The following is a 14,775-nucleotide window of genomic DNA, read 5'->3' as shown; positions in this document are numbered from 1 at the left end:
GCATGTCCACCCCGGAAACCACGGCCGCGCCCGTGCGCGTGGCGCCATGGCCGCGCTGGCCGGAGCACGGCGAGCCGGAACGCCGCCGACTTGCCGAAGTGCTCGACGGCGGGATGTGGAACGGCATCGACGCCCCCGCGGTGACCGCGTTCGAGCGCGAGTTCGCCGAACGGCTGGCAACCAGGCACGTGATCACCTGCGCCAACGGCACGGTCAGCCTGGAGATCGCGCTGGCGGCGCTGGGCATCGGCGCCGGAGACGAGGTGATCGTGCCGCCGTACACCTTCCTGGCCACGGCGTCGGCGGTGCTCGGGGTGAACGCGCTGCCGGTGTTCGCCGACATCACCCCGGACACCTACTGCATCGACCCGGCCGCGGTGGAGGCGGCGATCGGCCCGCGCACCCGCGCGGTGATCGCCGTGCACCTGGCCGGCCACCCCGCGGACCTCGACGCGCTCGGCGAGATCTGCACCCGGCACGGCATCGCGCTCATCGAGGACGCCGCGCACGCGCACGGCAGTAGCTGGCGTGACCGGCCGGTCGGCGGGTTCGGCGCGTTCGGCTCGTGGTCGTTCCAGGGTTCGAAGAACCTCACCAGCGGCGAGGGTGGCGCGCTGTCGGCGAACGACGACGAGCTCGCCGGCATCGCCCGCGAGCTGCGCAACTGCGGTCGCGTCGAGGGCGGCGCGTGGTACGACCACCAGCGGTTCGGCGGGAACTGGCGGATCACCGCGTTCCAGGCCGCGCTGCTGTCCGCCGGTCTCGAACGGCTCCCGGCGCAGTTCGCCCGCCGGGAGGCCTGCGCCGCAAGACTGGACGCCGAACTGTCCGACGTGGACGGAATCAGGCCGCTCGCCCGTGATCCCCGTGCCACCGGGCACGCCCATCACCTCTACCTGTTCCGGTACTCGCCGTCGGCCTTCGGCGGCCGGTCCGTCGAGGAGTTCTGCGCCGCGCTGCGCCGGCACGGAATCCCGGCGAGCCGGGGCTACCCGCTGCCGCTCTACCGGCAGCCGGTGTTCGCGCGGCAACGGTTCGACCTGCTGGCCACCGGATGGGACCCCGGCCACCCACCGACCCGCTATGACCGGATCGACCTGCCGGTGTGCGAGCGGGCCTGCGCGGAGTCGGTCTGGTTGCCGCATCACGTGTTGCTGGCCGAGCCGGACGAGATGGCCGACGTGGCCACCGCGATACGAACGGTGGCGACCACGTCATCGTGACCGAGTTCGATTCGTCGTTCGATCCCTCCTGCCTTGTCGACGCCAACGCGATGCTCGGCCCGCTGCCCACCGAGGACGTCGGGCAGGGCACCGCGGCCGAGACGGTCAAGGACATGGACCGGGTGGGCATCGGCTCCGCCGTGGTCTGCCACTCACACGCCTGGCGGCACGACCCACCCAGCGGAAACCGGCTGCTGGTGCGCGAGATCGCCGACGAGCCACGCCTGCTGCCGTGCTGGGTCGTGCTCCCGGACACCTGCGGCGAGCTCGGCGGGATCGACCGGTTCCTCGCCGACGCCGAGCGCGCCGGGGTGGCCGCCTTCCGCGCCTATCCCCACGACCACGGGTATGCGCTGGCCGGGCCGGATGTCGCGCCGCTGATGGCCGCCATGGCCGAGCGGCGCCGCCCGCTGCTGGTGAACGCCGACCAGGTGCCGCTCGACGAGGTCGAGGCGCTGGCCGGAACCCACCCCGAGCTGCCCATCGTGCTGTGCGCCACCGGTTACCGGCTGCTGCGCCGGCTGGCCGGGGTGCTGGCCCGCACCGGCAACGTGCACGTCGACCTTTCCTACCTCGGCAGCCATCTCGGGTTGGAGTGGCTGGTCGAGCGGTTCGGCCCGAGCCGCCTGCTCTTCGGCACCGGCGCCCCGGCGAGGGACCGGGCCGACGCGATCACCCGGCTGCTGTGGTCGGAGCTCGACGACACCGCGACCCGCCGGATCGGCGGCACCAACCTGCTCACGCTGCTCGGGAAGGAGCCGGCATGACCACCGACCCGCTGGTCTCGGCGGTGCACGCCAGGACCCCGCTGTCCGGAGTGGACGTGATCGACGCGCACGCCCACCTCGGCCCGTACAGCCTCTTCTTCACCCCGGACCCGAGCGCCGACGCGATGGTGCGGGTGATGGACCGCTGCGGCGTTCGCCGCACGATCCTGTCCGCCACCATGGCCATCGAGCTGGACGCCAGGCGGGGCAACGAGCAAACCGCCGAGGCGACCGAACGCCACCCGGGCCGGCTCTGCGGCTACGTGGTGGTCAACCCGCACCAGGACCCGGCGGCCGAGTTGTCGCGCTGGGCCACGCATCCGGGCATGGTCGGGCTCAAGCTGCACCCGAGCCTGCACCACTACCCGGTGACCGGCCCCCGCTACGCCGACGCCTGGGCCTACGCCGAGGAAACCGGGCGCCCGGTGCTCGTGCACACCTGGACGGGGTCCGATGTGGACGATCCGGAGCAGGTGGCCGAGGTGGCGCGGCGATACCCGAAGGCCAAGGTGCTGCTGGGACACAGCGGTGCCCGCCCGGACGGCTTCGCGCGCGCGATCGAGCTCGCCGCCACGCACCCGAACCTCTACCTGGAGATCTGCGGCTCGCATTTCACCGGGCGGTGGCTGACCAGGATGGTCGCCGCGCTCGGCGCGCACCGCGTGATCTATGGATCCGACTTCCCGTTCATCGACCTGCGTTACTCGATCGGTCGGGTGGTGTTCGCCGAACTGGACCTGGCCGACCGGGCCACCGTGCTCGGTGGCGCCATTCGCACGCTGTTGGAGGAGAAATCATGAGACTGGCCAGTATCCGTACCGAGGCGGGGCCGGCGCTCGGCGTCGGCTCCCGTGCCGGCGACACGGTCGTGCGGGTGGACGTCATCGACCCGGACGCGCCGACGGACATCCTCGAACTGCTCGCGCTACCGCCGGACCGGCTGCGCCGGCTCAGCGATCGGGCGGACGAGCTCGCCGGGCGCGGCGGGCCAGGGGTGCTCTCGGTGGACGAGGCCCCGCTCAGCCCGCCGGTGCCACGACCGTCCAAAGTGGTCTGCCTTGCGCTGAACTACCGTGCGCACGCCGAGGAGGGCGGCTTCACCCCGCCGGAACGTCCGGTGCTGTTCCTCAAGGGCCCCCACACGCTGACCGGGCACGGCGCGGACATCGTGGTGCCCCCGCTCAGCCGCAGGATCGACCACGAGGGCGAGCTGGCCGTGGTGATCGGCCGCCGCTGCAAAGACTTCGACGGCGAGGACTGGCAGGGTGCCGTCGCCGGCTACACGATGATGAACGACCTGACCGCGCGCGACCTTCAGCTGGCCGACATCGCCGCACAGCACCCGTGGGACCTCAGCAAGAACTTCGACGGGTTCGGCCCGGTCGGCCCGTGGCTGGTCACCCCGGACGAGGTGCCCGATCCGCAGGCGCTGGACCTGGAAGTGCGGGTGGACGGCCTGCTCCGGCAGCGCGGCAGCACCGCGCAGATGATCTTCGGCGTGCGCGAGCTGCTGGTCAGGCTGTCCGCGGTGATGACCCTGGAACCGGGCGACCTGATCGCCACCGGCACCCCGGACGGCATCGGCGAGGTACCGGACGGCTCGGTGGTCGAAGTCCGCATCGGTGATCTCGGCGTGCTGCGCAACCGCGTGACGCACACCCCCATCCTGGAAAGGAAGCAGAACCAGTGAACCAGCTCGCGATGCACGGCGGCACTCCCGTGCGCAGCACCCCGTTCCTCTCCGCCATGGACCCGGCGGGCCGCACCCTCGGCGAGGCAGAGGCGGCCGCGCTCGCGGAGGTGATCGCCTCCGGGCGGCTCGGCGCGACCGGCGGCACCCAGGTGCCCGCGTTCGAGCGGGAGTTCGCCGACTACTACGCGGTGCCGCACGCGGTGGCCTGCACCTCCGGCACCGCCGCACTGCACCTGGCGGTCGGCGCGCTCGACCCGGCGCCGGGCGACGAGATCATCACCACCCCGATCACCGACTTCGGCACGGTGATCCCGATCCTGGCGCACAACGCCGTCCCGGTCTTCGCCGACGTCGACCCGCGCACCGGCCTGCTCGACCCGGCCGCGGTGGCGGCGCTGGTGACCGAGCGCACCAAGGCGATCATCGCGGTGCACCTCGCCGGTGCGCCGGCGCCGATCGCGGAGCTGGCCGAGATCGCGCGCAAGCACGACCTGATGCTCATCGAGGACTGCGCGCAGGCCTACCTCACCGAGTTGCCGGACGGGCGGCTCGCCGGAACCGCCGGCCACGTCGGCTGCTTCAGCCTCCAGCAGTACAAGCACATCACCTGCGGGGACGGCGGCATGGCGATCACCTCCGACCAGGAACTGGCGACCAGGATGCGGCTGTTCGCGGACAAGGGCTGGCCACGGCACACCGGCGAGCGCACCCACCTCTCGCTCGGCATGAACTACCGGATGACCGAGCTGCAGGCGGCGGTCGCCAGGGTGCAGCTCGGCAAGCTCGCCGGCGTGGTGGCCAGCAGGCGGGAGAACGCGAGGCGGCTCGCGGACGCGCTGACCGGGCTGCCCGGCGTGCACCCGCCGACCGGGATCGACCGGCACGCGGTGTGGCTGTTCCCGGTGGTGCTCGACCCGGCCATCGCCGGCGGTACGAACGCGGAATGGGCGGGCGCGCTGGAAGCGGAAGGGATCCCGGTCTCGGCCGGGTACCTGAGCCGGCCGGTGTACGGCTACCCGGTGCTGGCCGAGCGGAACCTCTACGGCGGCTCGGGTTTCCCGCTCACCAGCCCGCCGGCGAGCCGCGACCGGCACTACCCCGATGGCCTGTGCCCGAACGCCGAGGAGCTGATCCGGCGCACCCTGCTGGTGGTGCACTGGAACGAGGCGTACACCGAATCGGACGTGGACGACATCGCAGCGGCCTTCCGCAAGGTGCATGCGGCGCTCACGGCGACCGTGGGGACACCGTCTGGTGTGTAAGATCGCGTGCCGGGGCAAGCGCAGGCCAGGCCGGGCGGATCGCGCACGTCCCGCCCGTAAGCCGGCGATGCCCGGACGGCCAGCCGAGTCGGGGAGTGCAGGGTGACACAGTCACGCGAGGCACCGATCCCGCACCAACCGGTGATCGGGGTCGCCGGGCCGTCCGATCTGGTGGCACAGATCATCGAGCTCGGCGCCGGCCTGGCCGGCGATCAGGCCGACTGGCGGCTGGTCGGCATCGCCTACCACGACGAGGGCGAGGTGGCCAAGGAGCTGGCCAGGGTGCAGTCCGGCCTGGACGCCTGCCTGTTCGCCGGCCCGCTCCCGTACGACCTGGCGCATGCGGCCGGCGGGCTCGCGGTGCCGGCCACCTATATCCCGCTGTCCGGCTCGGCACTGTACGGCGCGCTGCTGCGGGCGGTACTCGAGCAACACGCCGACATCCGGCGGGTGAGCATCGACTCGGTGCCCCGTAACGAGATCCACGAGGCCTACGCGGACCTGCACATCCCGGTTACCGACGTGCGCGTGGTGGAGTACCGCGACCCGGAGTCGCCGGCCGAGTTCTTCGAGTTCCACCGTGACGCCTACCGGCGTGGAGCCACCGAGCTCGCGCTGACCAGCGTGCGCTCGGTGGCCCAGCGGCTGGCCGATGCGGAGGTGCCGGTGTTGCTGATGCGGCCGACCACGGCGACCATCCGTTCCGCGCTGCGCACGACCGCGTTGCTGGGCATCGGCAGCAGGCTGGAGGACTCGCAGATCGCGATCGGCATCGTCGAACTGCCGTCCGGGCCGACCGGGGAGTACGGCCGCGACCAGCTTCGCCTTGCGGTGCACCACATCCTGCTCGATGAGGCGCGGCGGATGGACGCCACCGTGCTGTCCCGCGACGAACGCAGCTACTACATCGTGGCCACCTTCGGCTCGCTGACCGCGGCCACCGACGACCTGAGCGCGCCACCGTTCGTGGAACGGATCCGCCAGGAGGTCGACCTGGACGTCGAGCTCGGTATCGGCCTCGGCCTGACCGCGAGGGCCGCCGAGGCCAACGCCAGAACCGCGCTGGCAAGGGCGAGCACCGCGGCCGGGGAAAGCAGTTATGTGGTCGGCGCGGACGGCACGGTGCTGACCGCGCCCATACGGCAGAGCGCCCGCCAGCTCAGCCACGACGACGCGCACAGCAAGGCACGCACCACGCTGGACCGGCTCGCCAGGGCCTTGGGCTCCGGCGCCGAAGTGCCGACCGATCGCCTTGTCGTCGACGCCAGCGCGGTCGCCGAGCTGCTGGACATCACCCCGCGTGCGGCCCGCCGGGTACTGCACACCCTGACCGAGACGGGGCTCGCCTGGCAGATGCCCCCGCTGCGGTCGGCCGGCCCCGGCAGGCCGAGGCAGCTCTACCGGCTGCTGCCGGAGAAGCTTTCCTGACCGGAGCCGTGGCGGCGGTGCCGCGGTGACCGGAGCCATGGTCAGCCGTACACGGTCTCCGGCGCGGCGGTCCGCCGCGCCCCGCGCTGGCCGCACCGACCCGCGCCACCGCACGTCCGCCCCCGGCGGTCCGGGGCCCACGGTCTCGGCGAAACCCGGGGTCGTGCTGCGGTGCGCCGGCGGGTACCCCAGGATCTCGGTATGACCGGGCAGCCATCCGCGCGGCACGCCTCCGTCGGATGGCTGCCCGGTCACCTCGGGCGCCACCGGGACGCGGAGACGAGCGGGTTCATCGGTACCGACCGCAAACTGGTCTGCTACCCGGCCCCTCCTGGCCGCTCCGCTGCCTCGGCGCTGGCACCCAGGCCACGCGCCGTCGTCGTCGGCGGCGGCATCGCCGGGCTCACCGCGGTGACCATGAGCCGCGGCTTCCACGCCTTCTTCCGCCAGTACTACAACCTGCGTCAGCTCCTGCGCCGCACCGACCCCCACCTCGATCGGCTGACCGCGCTCACCGACTACCCGCTGCTGGATGCCGCCGGGCGCATCGACAGCTTCCGCGGGCTGCCGAGGACGCCACCGTTGAACGCGCTGGTTTTCGCCCCTGCGCAGCCCCACCTTTCGCTGGCACGACCTGCTGCGGCTGAAACCGCGGCCGGCGCTGCCCCTGATCACCGTCGGCGTGCCAGGGATCTACGAACAGCTCGACGACGTCGACGCCGCGTCGTTCCTGGAGCGGATCACTTCCCGCCCTCCGCACGGCATCTCGCGTTCGAGGTGTTCTCCCGCAGCTTCTTCGCCCCGCCAGCGGAGATGTCCGCCGCGGAGCTGGCCACGATGTTCCATCTGTACTTCCTCGGCTCGTCCGAGGGGCTCGTCTTCGACGTCAGACACCTATCCCGCCGCGCTCTGGACGCCACTCGGGCACTACCTGGCCGGGCTCGGGGTCCGGCCGCACACCGGCCGCGGCGTCGACCCCGTCGGCCCGCGCCGGTTCCGGGTGCGCACCGCCGCCGGGGCGGAATCCGAGGTGCACGGCGTGGTACTGGCCGCGGACGTCCCCGTGCCGTGGTGACCGGCGCGGTCGCTCGCTGGCGGACGACCGCGGGACGGGTGGACGAGGACCTGCTGGCCGACTTCTGCCACCACATCGGCACGACGCCGGACGAGCTGCTGGCGTTCTGTTTCCTGCGCAGGCAGGACACGGGCGAGCGGTTCCTGAACGTGCGGCGGCGGGCGGTGGTCAACTCGTGGCTCGACGAGTTGGTCGCGGCGCGCGGCTGGACCGGGAAGGAGGCCGTGGTGCGGGCCAATGTGGTGCGCGGGTTCCTGATCCACAACGGCGTCCCGATCCAGGGCGCGGTGTGGCTCAGGGGTTGACGGCCAGGAAGATGAAGCTCGCGAGCAGGGCGAGGTGGACGCCGCCCTGCAGGGGTGTGGCGCGGCCGGGCACGACGGTCAGCACACCGGTCACCACGGTGAGCGCGAGCAGCACCAGGTGGGTGCTGCCGAGGCCGAGCACCAGCGTGCCGGGCAGCCAGATCGAGGCGAGCGCGATCGCCGGGATGGTGAGGCCGATGCTCGCCATCGCCGAGCCGAGCGCCAGGTTGAGGCTGGTCTGGATGCGGTCGCGCAGGGCGGCCCGCACCGCGGCGAGGGTCTCGGGGGAGCAGGACCAGCAGGGCGATCACCACGCCGACCACCGCGTGCGGGAGGCCGGCGTTGTCCACCCCGGCCTCGATCGCCGGGGACACCGTCTGCGGCACGGACGTGTCGTCGTGAGTGCCCATCAGGCATCACCACCAGGGTGGTCGACCTGGAAGCTGCCTTCGATGACCAGCATCCCGCTGGAAAACCGCTGGTCAGGCGCGGGACCGTCTGCATGTAGCCCTGCCGGGGGCACACAGGTCCAGGTCAGGACAGGTTTCGAGCCGTCTGAAGGCCCGCGATTTCGAACCTGCTTCCAAAAACTCGCCGGATCGCACAAGCCGCCGGGGCGCACCCGGGTGTGTACTCGGTCGCGGTCGGCGCGCCGGTCCGCGCCGCGGGCACCGCTGCGGTCTACCTCGCGGTGAGGATCCGGTGGCGCGCGAGTCGTCTTCCACACGGTGTGCGCGGAGTCGACGGCGTCGACCGACCCTTCGGCCGTGCCGTGACGAACAGGAGCCGCACGGCAACGGGACCGGTGAACGGCTAGCGTTCGCCACGGACCGGTCAAGGCATCCCGGATGGCCCGCGCCAGGTCTTCACGTGCGGAGAGTCCTCCATCTGCACGATGCCCGCTCTATGACAGGCCGGACTGGCGCCGTTCGGGCGAGAAGGCCCAGACGGACACCCACCGGACCAGGGCACCGGTCAGAGCAGGGCATCACTTGACGTCGTCTACGGCATTGGCACGACGGGACGGTTGCGATGAAGAACCATCGGTGCGGATCAGTTCCTTCCGGGCACTGTCGCGGAAACCGTCGAGCTTCCGAATGAAACCATCGGCATCGAACGTACGAGTCTCTATACTCTTGTCAACGAAGAACAGAATTTGCGCCGTGGCGTCAAGAACCTCCTGCGAGCCAATCAGGCGAATAAGCGTGTAATCTGCCCAAAGATCGTGTCGTGCGGCCTTGGCACCCATCCTGCTTTCCCGATCTTCCTCATTGGCTCTGGCCAGCCGGGTAAGAGCTTGGCGCGCGCTTCCAATGTGCAGGTACAAGGCTGCGTACGCTTCCATGCGTTTGTCGAACAAGCGGTACGCGTCTTCCCGCGCGTACTGCTCAAGCCGCATGGCGCGCGCCTCCTTGGCCTGAAAGTGCAGAGTCAGGGACGCGACGACGCTGGGCAACGGACCTCCAGTGTGGTGAACCGGCGCTTTCTGGGACGGATGAACACGGATTCCCTGGTGTCTTTCAGCTGTCGTTCGGTCTGGTCGCCAGGACTGGGTCAGTTGACCGCGCCGGACACGGAGCCGTCAAGGAGATGACCGGCGAAGGTTGCCGCTAGCCTGGCTCCATGCGGGAGGGCGAGTGGCGGCCGGTACTGGCGATTGGCCGGCACGGGCTCGCGCTCGGACTCGACGACGACGGCCAGTGGAGCCTCTGCGAAACCCCGGCGGCTATCCACCCGGTGTCGGACAAGCTCGTGGCGATGCTCCCGGTGCTCGAGCAGTCGTACACCGAGGTCATGCGCCTCACAAACACTCCTGGCACCAGATCCGCCCCGCCTTGGGACGAGGTGCTGCGACTCGCATTGGAATGGCCGACGGACTACTGGCCGGATCGAGCGCTCGATTGGCTGGAGGCGGGATACTCCGTCCACAAGCTCGCCGGTGCTCTCAAACGGATCAGCGAGTCGTCGGCCCGTTCTCAGCAAACCCGTCACCGAGCACGTCGCCTGCTGAGGCGCTGCTGACAACCGCGGGGATCGGGGATCAACAAGGGTTCGGCATCCCACCTGCCGCACGAGAAACACCAGGAACAACGCCGCCTTCGGCCGTTCACCCAGCGGCGCGCCAACCCTTGCCTGATCGACAGCAGAACAACAAGATGGTTCCCGGAGTGCCCGCGTGTGATCAAGGGGGAATTGCTTTGGCGTTGGACGGCCCAGGATTTCACGTCGATATCGATGCTGTCGGCCAGGCCGCACGTGGCATCACAGGAAGTGTGCAGGACCAGGACAACTTCGAACTCCGGAGGCTTTGCGGGGAACCCGAGTTGTACGGTCACCAGGCGTTGCACGACGCCTTGATGGACTTCTGCGTCAAGTGGAGTGACGGCCTCGATGTCCTCACTGACGACGCGGGGGCGATCGGCGAGACGCTGACCAAGGCCGTGCAGGCATATCAAGCCATCGACGAGGCCACTGCCCGAACACTCGCGGGTGATCCTGCCACGGGGGCAGTGGAGGATGGCTGAACTCGGTGACACCCAGGACCCGGCCGCTCTGATCCCGGGCAAGCCCGAGGCGATCGAGGAAAACGCCCGGGTCTTGCGAGCGCGCGCGGACGAGGCGGACAACGCGGCGCAAGGGCTGCTGGCCGTGGATACCGGTTCCTGGGAGGGGCCCGCTTCCCGCGCCTTCCACGACAAGTTCAGCTATGAGCCACGCAAGTGGTTCGCCGCCGCGGATGCCCTTGGCTCGGCTGCCGACGCGCTCGAAAACTATGCCGCGACGTTGCGATGGGCCCAGACGCAGGCTGGGGAAGCCATCGCGCGCTGGAACCAGGGGCAAGCCGCGACCGCGAGAGCGACGGCTGAGCACAACCAGGCCGTGGCGAACAACCAACCCACACCGCCGTTCACGGACCCCGGCGCGGGTGACCGCGACGCGGCACGCGCGCTGCTCGCCCGCGCCCGAAGCCAACTCGCGGAAGCCGGAGACACAGCTGCCGACGCGTTGCGGGACGGCACAGCCGCCGCTCCGGAGAAGTCGAGCTGGCTGGACGACGTCGGCAACTTCGTCGCCGACGTCGGGGCCCATCTGGTGAACGGGTTGGCGTCGTTCGGCAACGCCATGCTCAACCATCCCGGCGACGTGCTGGCCGCCGCGGCCGGTGCCGGGCTCACGGTCGTCAGCGCCGCTGGAGAAGGAATCGGCATCGTCCTGGACGCCACGGGCGTAGGTGCGGTCGCAGGCGTTCCCCTCAACGCCGTGTCCGCGGCGGGCATGGCCACCGGGGCCACGATCACGGCGGGCGCGGTCGCACACATGGCGGTGAACGCTGCCGGTGACGACCACGTCGAGGTCGTCCAGCGGGGAGGTGGTGACGCGGAGCCGACTGCTTCCCCCACCCCCGCCAAGGGCTTGGCCGAGCAGTTCAAGGAGGGGACACCGCCGAAAGCGTCCGACCTCGAGCGCTATGCGGAATCCCAGGGCTGGACCCGCACCCAGACGCCCAACGGGCCACCCAAGTACGTTGACGAGAACGGCATCCCGCGGATGACGATCAAGCAGGGCAGCTCGCGCACGCCTGGCAGCGAGAACCCGCACGTCGAGCTGAGGAACGAACATGGGCAGCGAATCGACCCGCAGGGCAACCCGGTGAACCGGCGCAGCCCAGGCAACCACACCCCGATCGAGTGGGACCTGTCATGACCAAGAACTACCCCGAATTCCCGGACCTGACCGACGTTTACCTGGAGGACAGCTACGTCCTCGGAATCTCCGAAACCCCGGGCACCGTGGTGTTCTCACTCGACCTCGTCCTGACTCCCGGGCACCCCCGGTACCAAGCGCCGCCCCCCGACGAGCAGTACTGCTACGCCAAGGCCGAACTCGTCTTCGCCGAGGTGACCGGCGTCCGCTGGCCTCGCCGCAGCGACCTCACGTTCACCGATGCCGCGGGTGAGGTCGACCTCGGGAACATCGACACCATGGTGTACCGGAACGACCACTACGAACTGACCGGCGACTGGGGCGAAGTCCACATCTACACGACGCAGCCACCTCGCCTGACTTTTGGTTGACGTGCGGCGATCCTCGGCAGGCAGAGTCCGTCGCGGCGCTATCCGCGAGGCAGGATCCGCCTCATGGAGACGGAAGTCGTGGTGGCGGTGGCCATGGTCACGATCGCCACGGCAAAGGTGGCGGCCAGCCGCGGCGCCGGGAGTGGGGCATCACCACCGGCGCCGTCCGCGATCGAGAGCATGATGAGGATGCCCAGGGCGTTCGTCACCAGCGCGCACCACCACATCGCGAGCACCAGACGGCGGACTCCGGCGAAGAAGTCGGCGTCCAGCGGCGGGATGGTCGGAGTGCGGTCTCGCGCGACCACCACGCCGACCCCGCCGAAGAGGAGACTGGCGGCGCCTCCGCTCAGGAAGGCCAGCCTCAGGTAGAAGAACGGGTGCGTGCCCGTCGGAGCCGTCAAACCCAGCGTGACCAGGACGACCACGACGGCCGCGCTCACGCTCAGCGAAAGCGCGGCGATCCGTCCGGCACCGGGTAGGCGCCACGACGGGAGCCCTCTCCGATCGTCCACAGTGGCGGAGCCTAGCCATCACACGGCCGGCCCGCCCGTCAAACCCCCAGGTCTTCCGGGGTGAGGAGCATCAGGTCCGCCGCCTCTACTGCGGTCGCGGTCGCCAGCCTTGACGCCTGCCTGTCCGCCATCTGCTCGAACACCCGCCGCGCCGTACGGCCGTTGCCGAAGGTGCCGTCCTTCGGGATCTCCTCGAAATACCGCAGCAGGGCCTCTTCCGTCCCCGGAGCCAACTGGTAATCGTGCTTCTCGCACTGGAAGCGCACGATCGTGACGAGTTCTTCCGGCGTGTAGTTCACGAACTCGATCGTGCGGCTGAAGCGGCTTTCCATACCCGGGTTGGCTTCCAGGAACTCCCGCATCTCCTTCGAATACCCCGCCGCGATCACCACGATGTCGTCGCGGTGGTCTTCCATCAGCTTGACCAGCGTGTCGATCGCCTCGCGGCCGAAGTCCGGACCGCTGCCGCCGCGGCCCGACGACAACGTGTACGCCTCGTCGATGAACAGGACACCGCCCAGCGCCGACGTGAACGCCTCCGTCGTCTTGATCGCCGTGCCACCGATGATCTGCGCGACCAGGTCCGCCCGCGAAACCTCCACCAGGTGCCCCGAGCGCAGCACCTTCAGCTGCGCCAGGATCTCCCCGTACAACCGCGCGACCGTCGTCTTGCCCGTGCCCGGCGGGCCCGCGAACACCAGGTGCCGCGCCATCGGCGGCGCCGACAGCCCCGCGTCCAGCCGCCGCTGCGCCATCTTGTTCAGGTTGACCAGCGACGTGACCTCACGCTTCACCTCCGCGAGACCCACCAGCCGCTGCAACTCCACCAGCGGGTCCGACGCCGCCTCCGCCTTCTGCCGCCGCGGCTGCGCGACCGGCTCCGCCACCGCCGCGGCCGCCGCCGTGCCGACCGCGTCCGGCATGCCGTTGCCCGTGCTCGTCAGACCCGCCACCACGATCGCCTCGGTCGGCTGGAGGCTGCGCACACCGCAACCCCGGTTGTCCCGCACCGTGCAACCCGTGACGCGCACCGCCTCCGCCGTCTCCAGCAACAGCCCGTCCGCCGCGCCGCCCACGAACTCCGAGTCCGCCACCGTGCCCGTCGAGCCCTCCGCGAACCGCGCGCCCGCGCCGCCGCTGCCGTGCACCCGGCACCGCTCCAGCGTGACCTCCGCGCCCTGCTCAGCCCGCACACCTTCGGCCCCGCACCCGCCGAGGTCACCTTCGGACAACGTCAGCGCGGCACCCGTCACCACGACCCCGGCGTCGCTCACGCCGCGCATGCTCAGGCCACCCACCGACGGCCGCGCGCCGCCCGTCACGACCACACCCGCGCCGCCGTCGATCTCCACGTTCTCCAGCCGGCCCCGCGAACCACCCGCGACCTCGATCGACGCCCCGTCACACCCCCGCACCCGCAGGCCGCGGAAGAACGGGTCCGACGAGTCGTCGATCCGCACACCCGAACGGCAACCGCTCACCACGACGCTCGCGAACTCCGTGCCGCTGCGATCGGCCAGCGCGATACCCGGACCCTCCACATCGGACACTTCACAACCCGTCACCGTGCCCGCCGCGCGCCCGGTGAACCGCAGACCGCTCCCCGCGGCGCCCTGGACCCGGCAACCCCGCAACGAGGGCGCACACGCCTCCGCGACGAACACCGCCTCCGCACCGGCGCGCTCGACGACGCAGTCCTCCAGCACCACGCTGCCCGAGGTCGCCAGGTAGAAGCCGATCCCGCCGCTGTCCGAGACCGTGAGCCTCGTCGCGGTCATCCCCGCGTCCTGCTCCACCGCGACCGCGGGCTTGCCGGTGCGGCTCACCGCGGTGTCCTCCACCGTGAGCTGGCCACGGCCGTTGAGGCAGATCCCGTTGCCGGACGCCGTGTCCACGGTGCACGCCCGCACCCGGAACCCGCCGTCGTCCGCCACCACCACCGCCGACGTGCCCAGCTCACCGAGCCGGCAGCCGTCCAGCACCCCGCCGTCCGGCGACGTGACGACGACCCCGGCGCCCTGGTCGTTGCGGATTTCGCACTCACGCATCAGCACCGCGCCGCTGTCCCGCGCGTACACCGCCGCCCAGCTGCCCGCCCGCACCTCGCACTCGGTCAGGCTGAGCTGCCCGCCGGTGACGAGCACCGCGGGGTTCTCCGGGTCCGTGGATTCGACCACCAGCCCGGACAACGCGGCGGACTCGGCCGTCAGCACGACGGTCACCCCCTCGTCGGCGACGAGCCGCACCGTGCCGGGACCGTGCTCCGCCGTGATGGTGACCGCCTTGTCCAGCACCAGGTTCTCGGTGTACCGCCCCGGCCCCACCACGATCACCGCGCCCTCCGCCGCGCGCGCGACCGCGTCGGCGATCCGGCTGTGCCCGGTGCCCGCGCTCTGGGTGACCGGGATGACGTGCTGACTCACCTGCGTTC

At 70.8% G+C, this 14,775-nt stretch carries 14 protein-coding genes and 2 pseudogenes; 12 read left to right on the top strand and 4 right to left on the bottom strand.

Translation table 11 applies throughout. The features are described from left to right. The first annotated feature begins 2 nt into the window (after window positions 1-2). From ABFX51_RS01720 to ABFX51_RS01685, 8 genes and pseudogenes are all read left to right on the top strand, one after another. Window positions 3-1,223, top strand: coding sequence for a DegT/DnrJ/EryC1/StrS family aminotransferase (locus ABFX51_RS01720; protein ID WP_346051612.1), 1,221 nt, complete (start codon window positions 3-5; stop codon window positions 1,221-1,223). After that, window positions 1,220-1,990: an amidohydrolase family protein gene (locus tag ABFX51_RS01715; RefSeq protein WP_017985064.1), complete on the top strand. Its 771-nt coding sequence runs from the start codon at window positions 1,220-1,222 to the stop codon at window positions 1,988-1,990. Before ABFX51_RS01720 ends, ABFX51_RS01715 begins: the two co-directional genes overlap by 4 nt. Beyond that, a complete protein-coding gene (locus ABFX51_RS01710; RefSeq protein WP_017985065.1) occupies window positions 1,987-2,790 on the top strand; it encodes an amidohydrolase family protein in 804 nt (267 codons plus the stop codon). Before ABFX51_RS01715 ends, ABFX51_RS01710 begins: the two co-directional genes overlap by 4 nt. Further along, window positions 2,787-3,680, top strand: a complete 894-nt coding sequence (locus ABFX51_RS01705) for a fumarylacetoacetate hydrolase family protein (RefSeq protein WP_346051609.1) — start codon at window positions 2,787-2,789, stop codon at window positions 3,678-3,680. The genes ABFX51_RS01710 and ABFX51_RS01705 overlap by 4 nt, the downstream gene beginning before the upstream one ends. Further along, a complete protein-coding gene (locus ABFX51_RS01700; RefSeq protein WP_017985067.1) occupies window positions 3,677-4,945 on the top strand; it encodes a DegT/DnrJ/EryC1/StrS family aminotransferase in 1,269 nt (422 codons plus the stop codon). Before ABFX51_RS01705 ends, ABFX51_RS01700 begins: the two co-directional genes overlap by 4 nt. A gap of 102 nt (window positions 4,946-5,047) precedes the next feature. Beyond that, a complete protein-coding gene (locus tag ABFX51_RS01695; RefSeq protein ID WP_346051607.1) occupies window positions 5,048-6,373 on the top strand; it encodes a helix-turn-helix domain-containing protein in 1,326 nt (441 codons plus the stop codon). Between the two features lie 291 nt (window positions 6,374-6,664). Continuing rightward, window positions 6,665-7,433 (top strand): annotated as a pseudogene (locus tag ABFX51_RS01690) (NAD(P)/FAD-dependent oxidoreductase); the annotation flags it as partial. 11 nt (window positions 7,434-7,444) lie between these two features. Further along, complete coding sequence (locus ABFX51_RS01685) at window positions 7,445-7,753, top strand: hypothetical protein (protein ID WP_346051605.1); 309 nt, start codon at window positions 7,445-7,447, stop codon at window positions 7,751-7,753. On the opposite strand, the pseudogene ABFX51_RS01680 reads toward ABFX51_RS01685, so the two are convergent. Both ABFX51_RS01680 and ABFX51_RS01675 read right to left on the bottom strand, forming a co-directional pair. Beyond that, a pseudogene (locus tag ABFX51_RS01680) lies at window positions 7,743-8,124 on the bottom strand (ionic transporter y4hA); the annotation flags it as partial. The gene ABFX51_RS01685 and the pseudogene ABFX51_RS01680 sit on opposite strands and share 11 nt — an antisense overlap. A 617-nt stretch (window positions 8,125-8,741) precedes the next feature. Beyond that, a complete protein-coding gene (locus ABFX51_RS01675; protein ID WP_346051604.1) occupies window positions 8,742-9,209 on the bottom strand; it encodes a hypothetical protein in 468 nt (155 codons plus the stop codon). A gap of 167 nt (window positions 9,210-9,376) precedes the next feature. Between ABFX51_RS01675 and ABFX51_RS01670 the strand changes: the two genes are divergently transcribed. The 4 genes from ABFX51_RS01670 to ABFX51_RS01655 all read left to right on the top strand — a co-directional run bounded on the left by ABFX51_RS01670 (window position 9,377) and on the right by ABFX51_RS01655 (window position 11,829). Continuing rightward, window positions 9,377-9,775 carry a hypothetical protein gene (locus ABFX51_RS01670; protein ID WP_346051602.1) on the top strand — a complete coding sequence of 133 codons (399 nt, stop codon included), beginning with the start codon at window positions 9,377-9,379 and terminating at the stop codon, window positions 9,773-9,775. A 176-nt stretch (window positions 9,776-9,951) separates the two neighbouring features. Next, window positions 9,952-10,278 carry a hypothetical protein gene (locus tag ABFX51_RS01665; protein WP_346051600.1) on the top strand — a complete coding sequence of 109 codons (327 nt, stop codon included), beginning with the start codon at window positions 9,952-9,954 and terminating at the stop codon, window positions 10,276-10,278. Next, window positions 10,271-11,458, top strand: coding sequence for a putative T7SS-secreted protein (locus ABFX51_RS01660; protein WP_346051598.1), 1,188 nt, complete (start codon window positions 10,271-10,273; stop codon window positions 11,456-11,458). Before ABFX51_RS01665 ends, ABFX51_RS01660 begins: the two co-directional genes overlap by 8 nt. Beyond that, entirely contained in the window at window positions 11,455-11,829 is a 375-nt protein-coding gene (locus tag ABFX51_RS01655; protein WP_346051596.1) for a hypothetical protein, read from the top strand. The genes ABFX51_RS01660 and ABFX51_RS01655 overlap by 4 nt, the downstream gene beginning before the upstream one ends. 38 nt (window positions 11,830-11,867) lie before the next feature. Here the strand turns inward: ABFX51_RS01655 and ABFX51_RS01650 are convergent, their stop codons facing one another. Then, entirely contained in the window at window positions 11,868-12,344 is a 477-nt protein-coding gene (locus ABFX51_RS01650; RefSeq protein ID WP_346051594.1) for a hypothetical protein, read from the bottom strand. A 38-nt stretch (window positions 12,345-12,382) separates the two neighbouring features. Continuing rightward, window positions 12,383-14,767: a right-handed parallel beta-helix repeat-containing protein gene (locus ABFX51_RS01645; protein ID WP_346051592.1), complete on the bottom strand. Its 2,385-nt coding sequence runs from the start codon at window positions 14,765-14,767 to the stop codon at window positions 12,383-12,385. Window positions 14,768-14,775: the final 8 nt, after the last annotated feature.

Origin of the sequence: Amycolatopsis dongchuanensis, assembly GCF_039542405.1 — a bacterium.
Taxonomy (GTDB): Bacteria; Actinomycetota; Actinomycetes; order Mycobacteriales; family Pseudonocardiaceae; genus Amycolatopsis_E; species Amycolatopsis_E sacchari.
The sequence above is the reverse complement of the archived record's forward strand: the minus strand, read 5'-3'. Positions and strand labels throughout refer to the sequence as shown.

Excerpts from the sequence above, each read along its gene's own strand:
- ABFX51_RS01670 (WP_346051602.1), top strand. The coding sequence starts at position 9,377 with ATGCGGGAGGGCGAGTGGCGGCCGGTACTGGCGATTGGCCGGCACGGG.
- ABFX51_RS01720 (WP_346051612.1), top strand. The coding sequence starts at position 3 with ATGTCCACCCCGGAAACCACGGCCGCGCCCGTGCGCGTGGCGCCATGG.
- ABFX51_RS01655 (WP_346051596.1), top strand. The coding sequence starts at position 11,455 with ATGACCAAGAACTACCCCGAATTCCCGGACCTGACCGACGTTTACCTG.
- ABFX51_RS01710 (WP_017985065.1), top strand. The coding sequence starts at position 1,987 with ATGACCACCGACCCGCTGGTCTCGGCGGTGCACGCCAGGACCCCGCTG.
- ABFX51_RS01660 (WP_346051598.1), top strand. The coding sequence starts at position 10,271 with ATGGCTGAACTCGGTGACACCCAGGACCCGGCCGCTCTGATCCCGGGC.
- ABFX51_RS01705 (WP_346051609.1), top strand. The coding sequence starts at position 2,787 with ATGAGACTGGCCAGTATCCGTACCGAGGCGGGGCCGGCGCTCGGCGTC.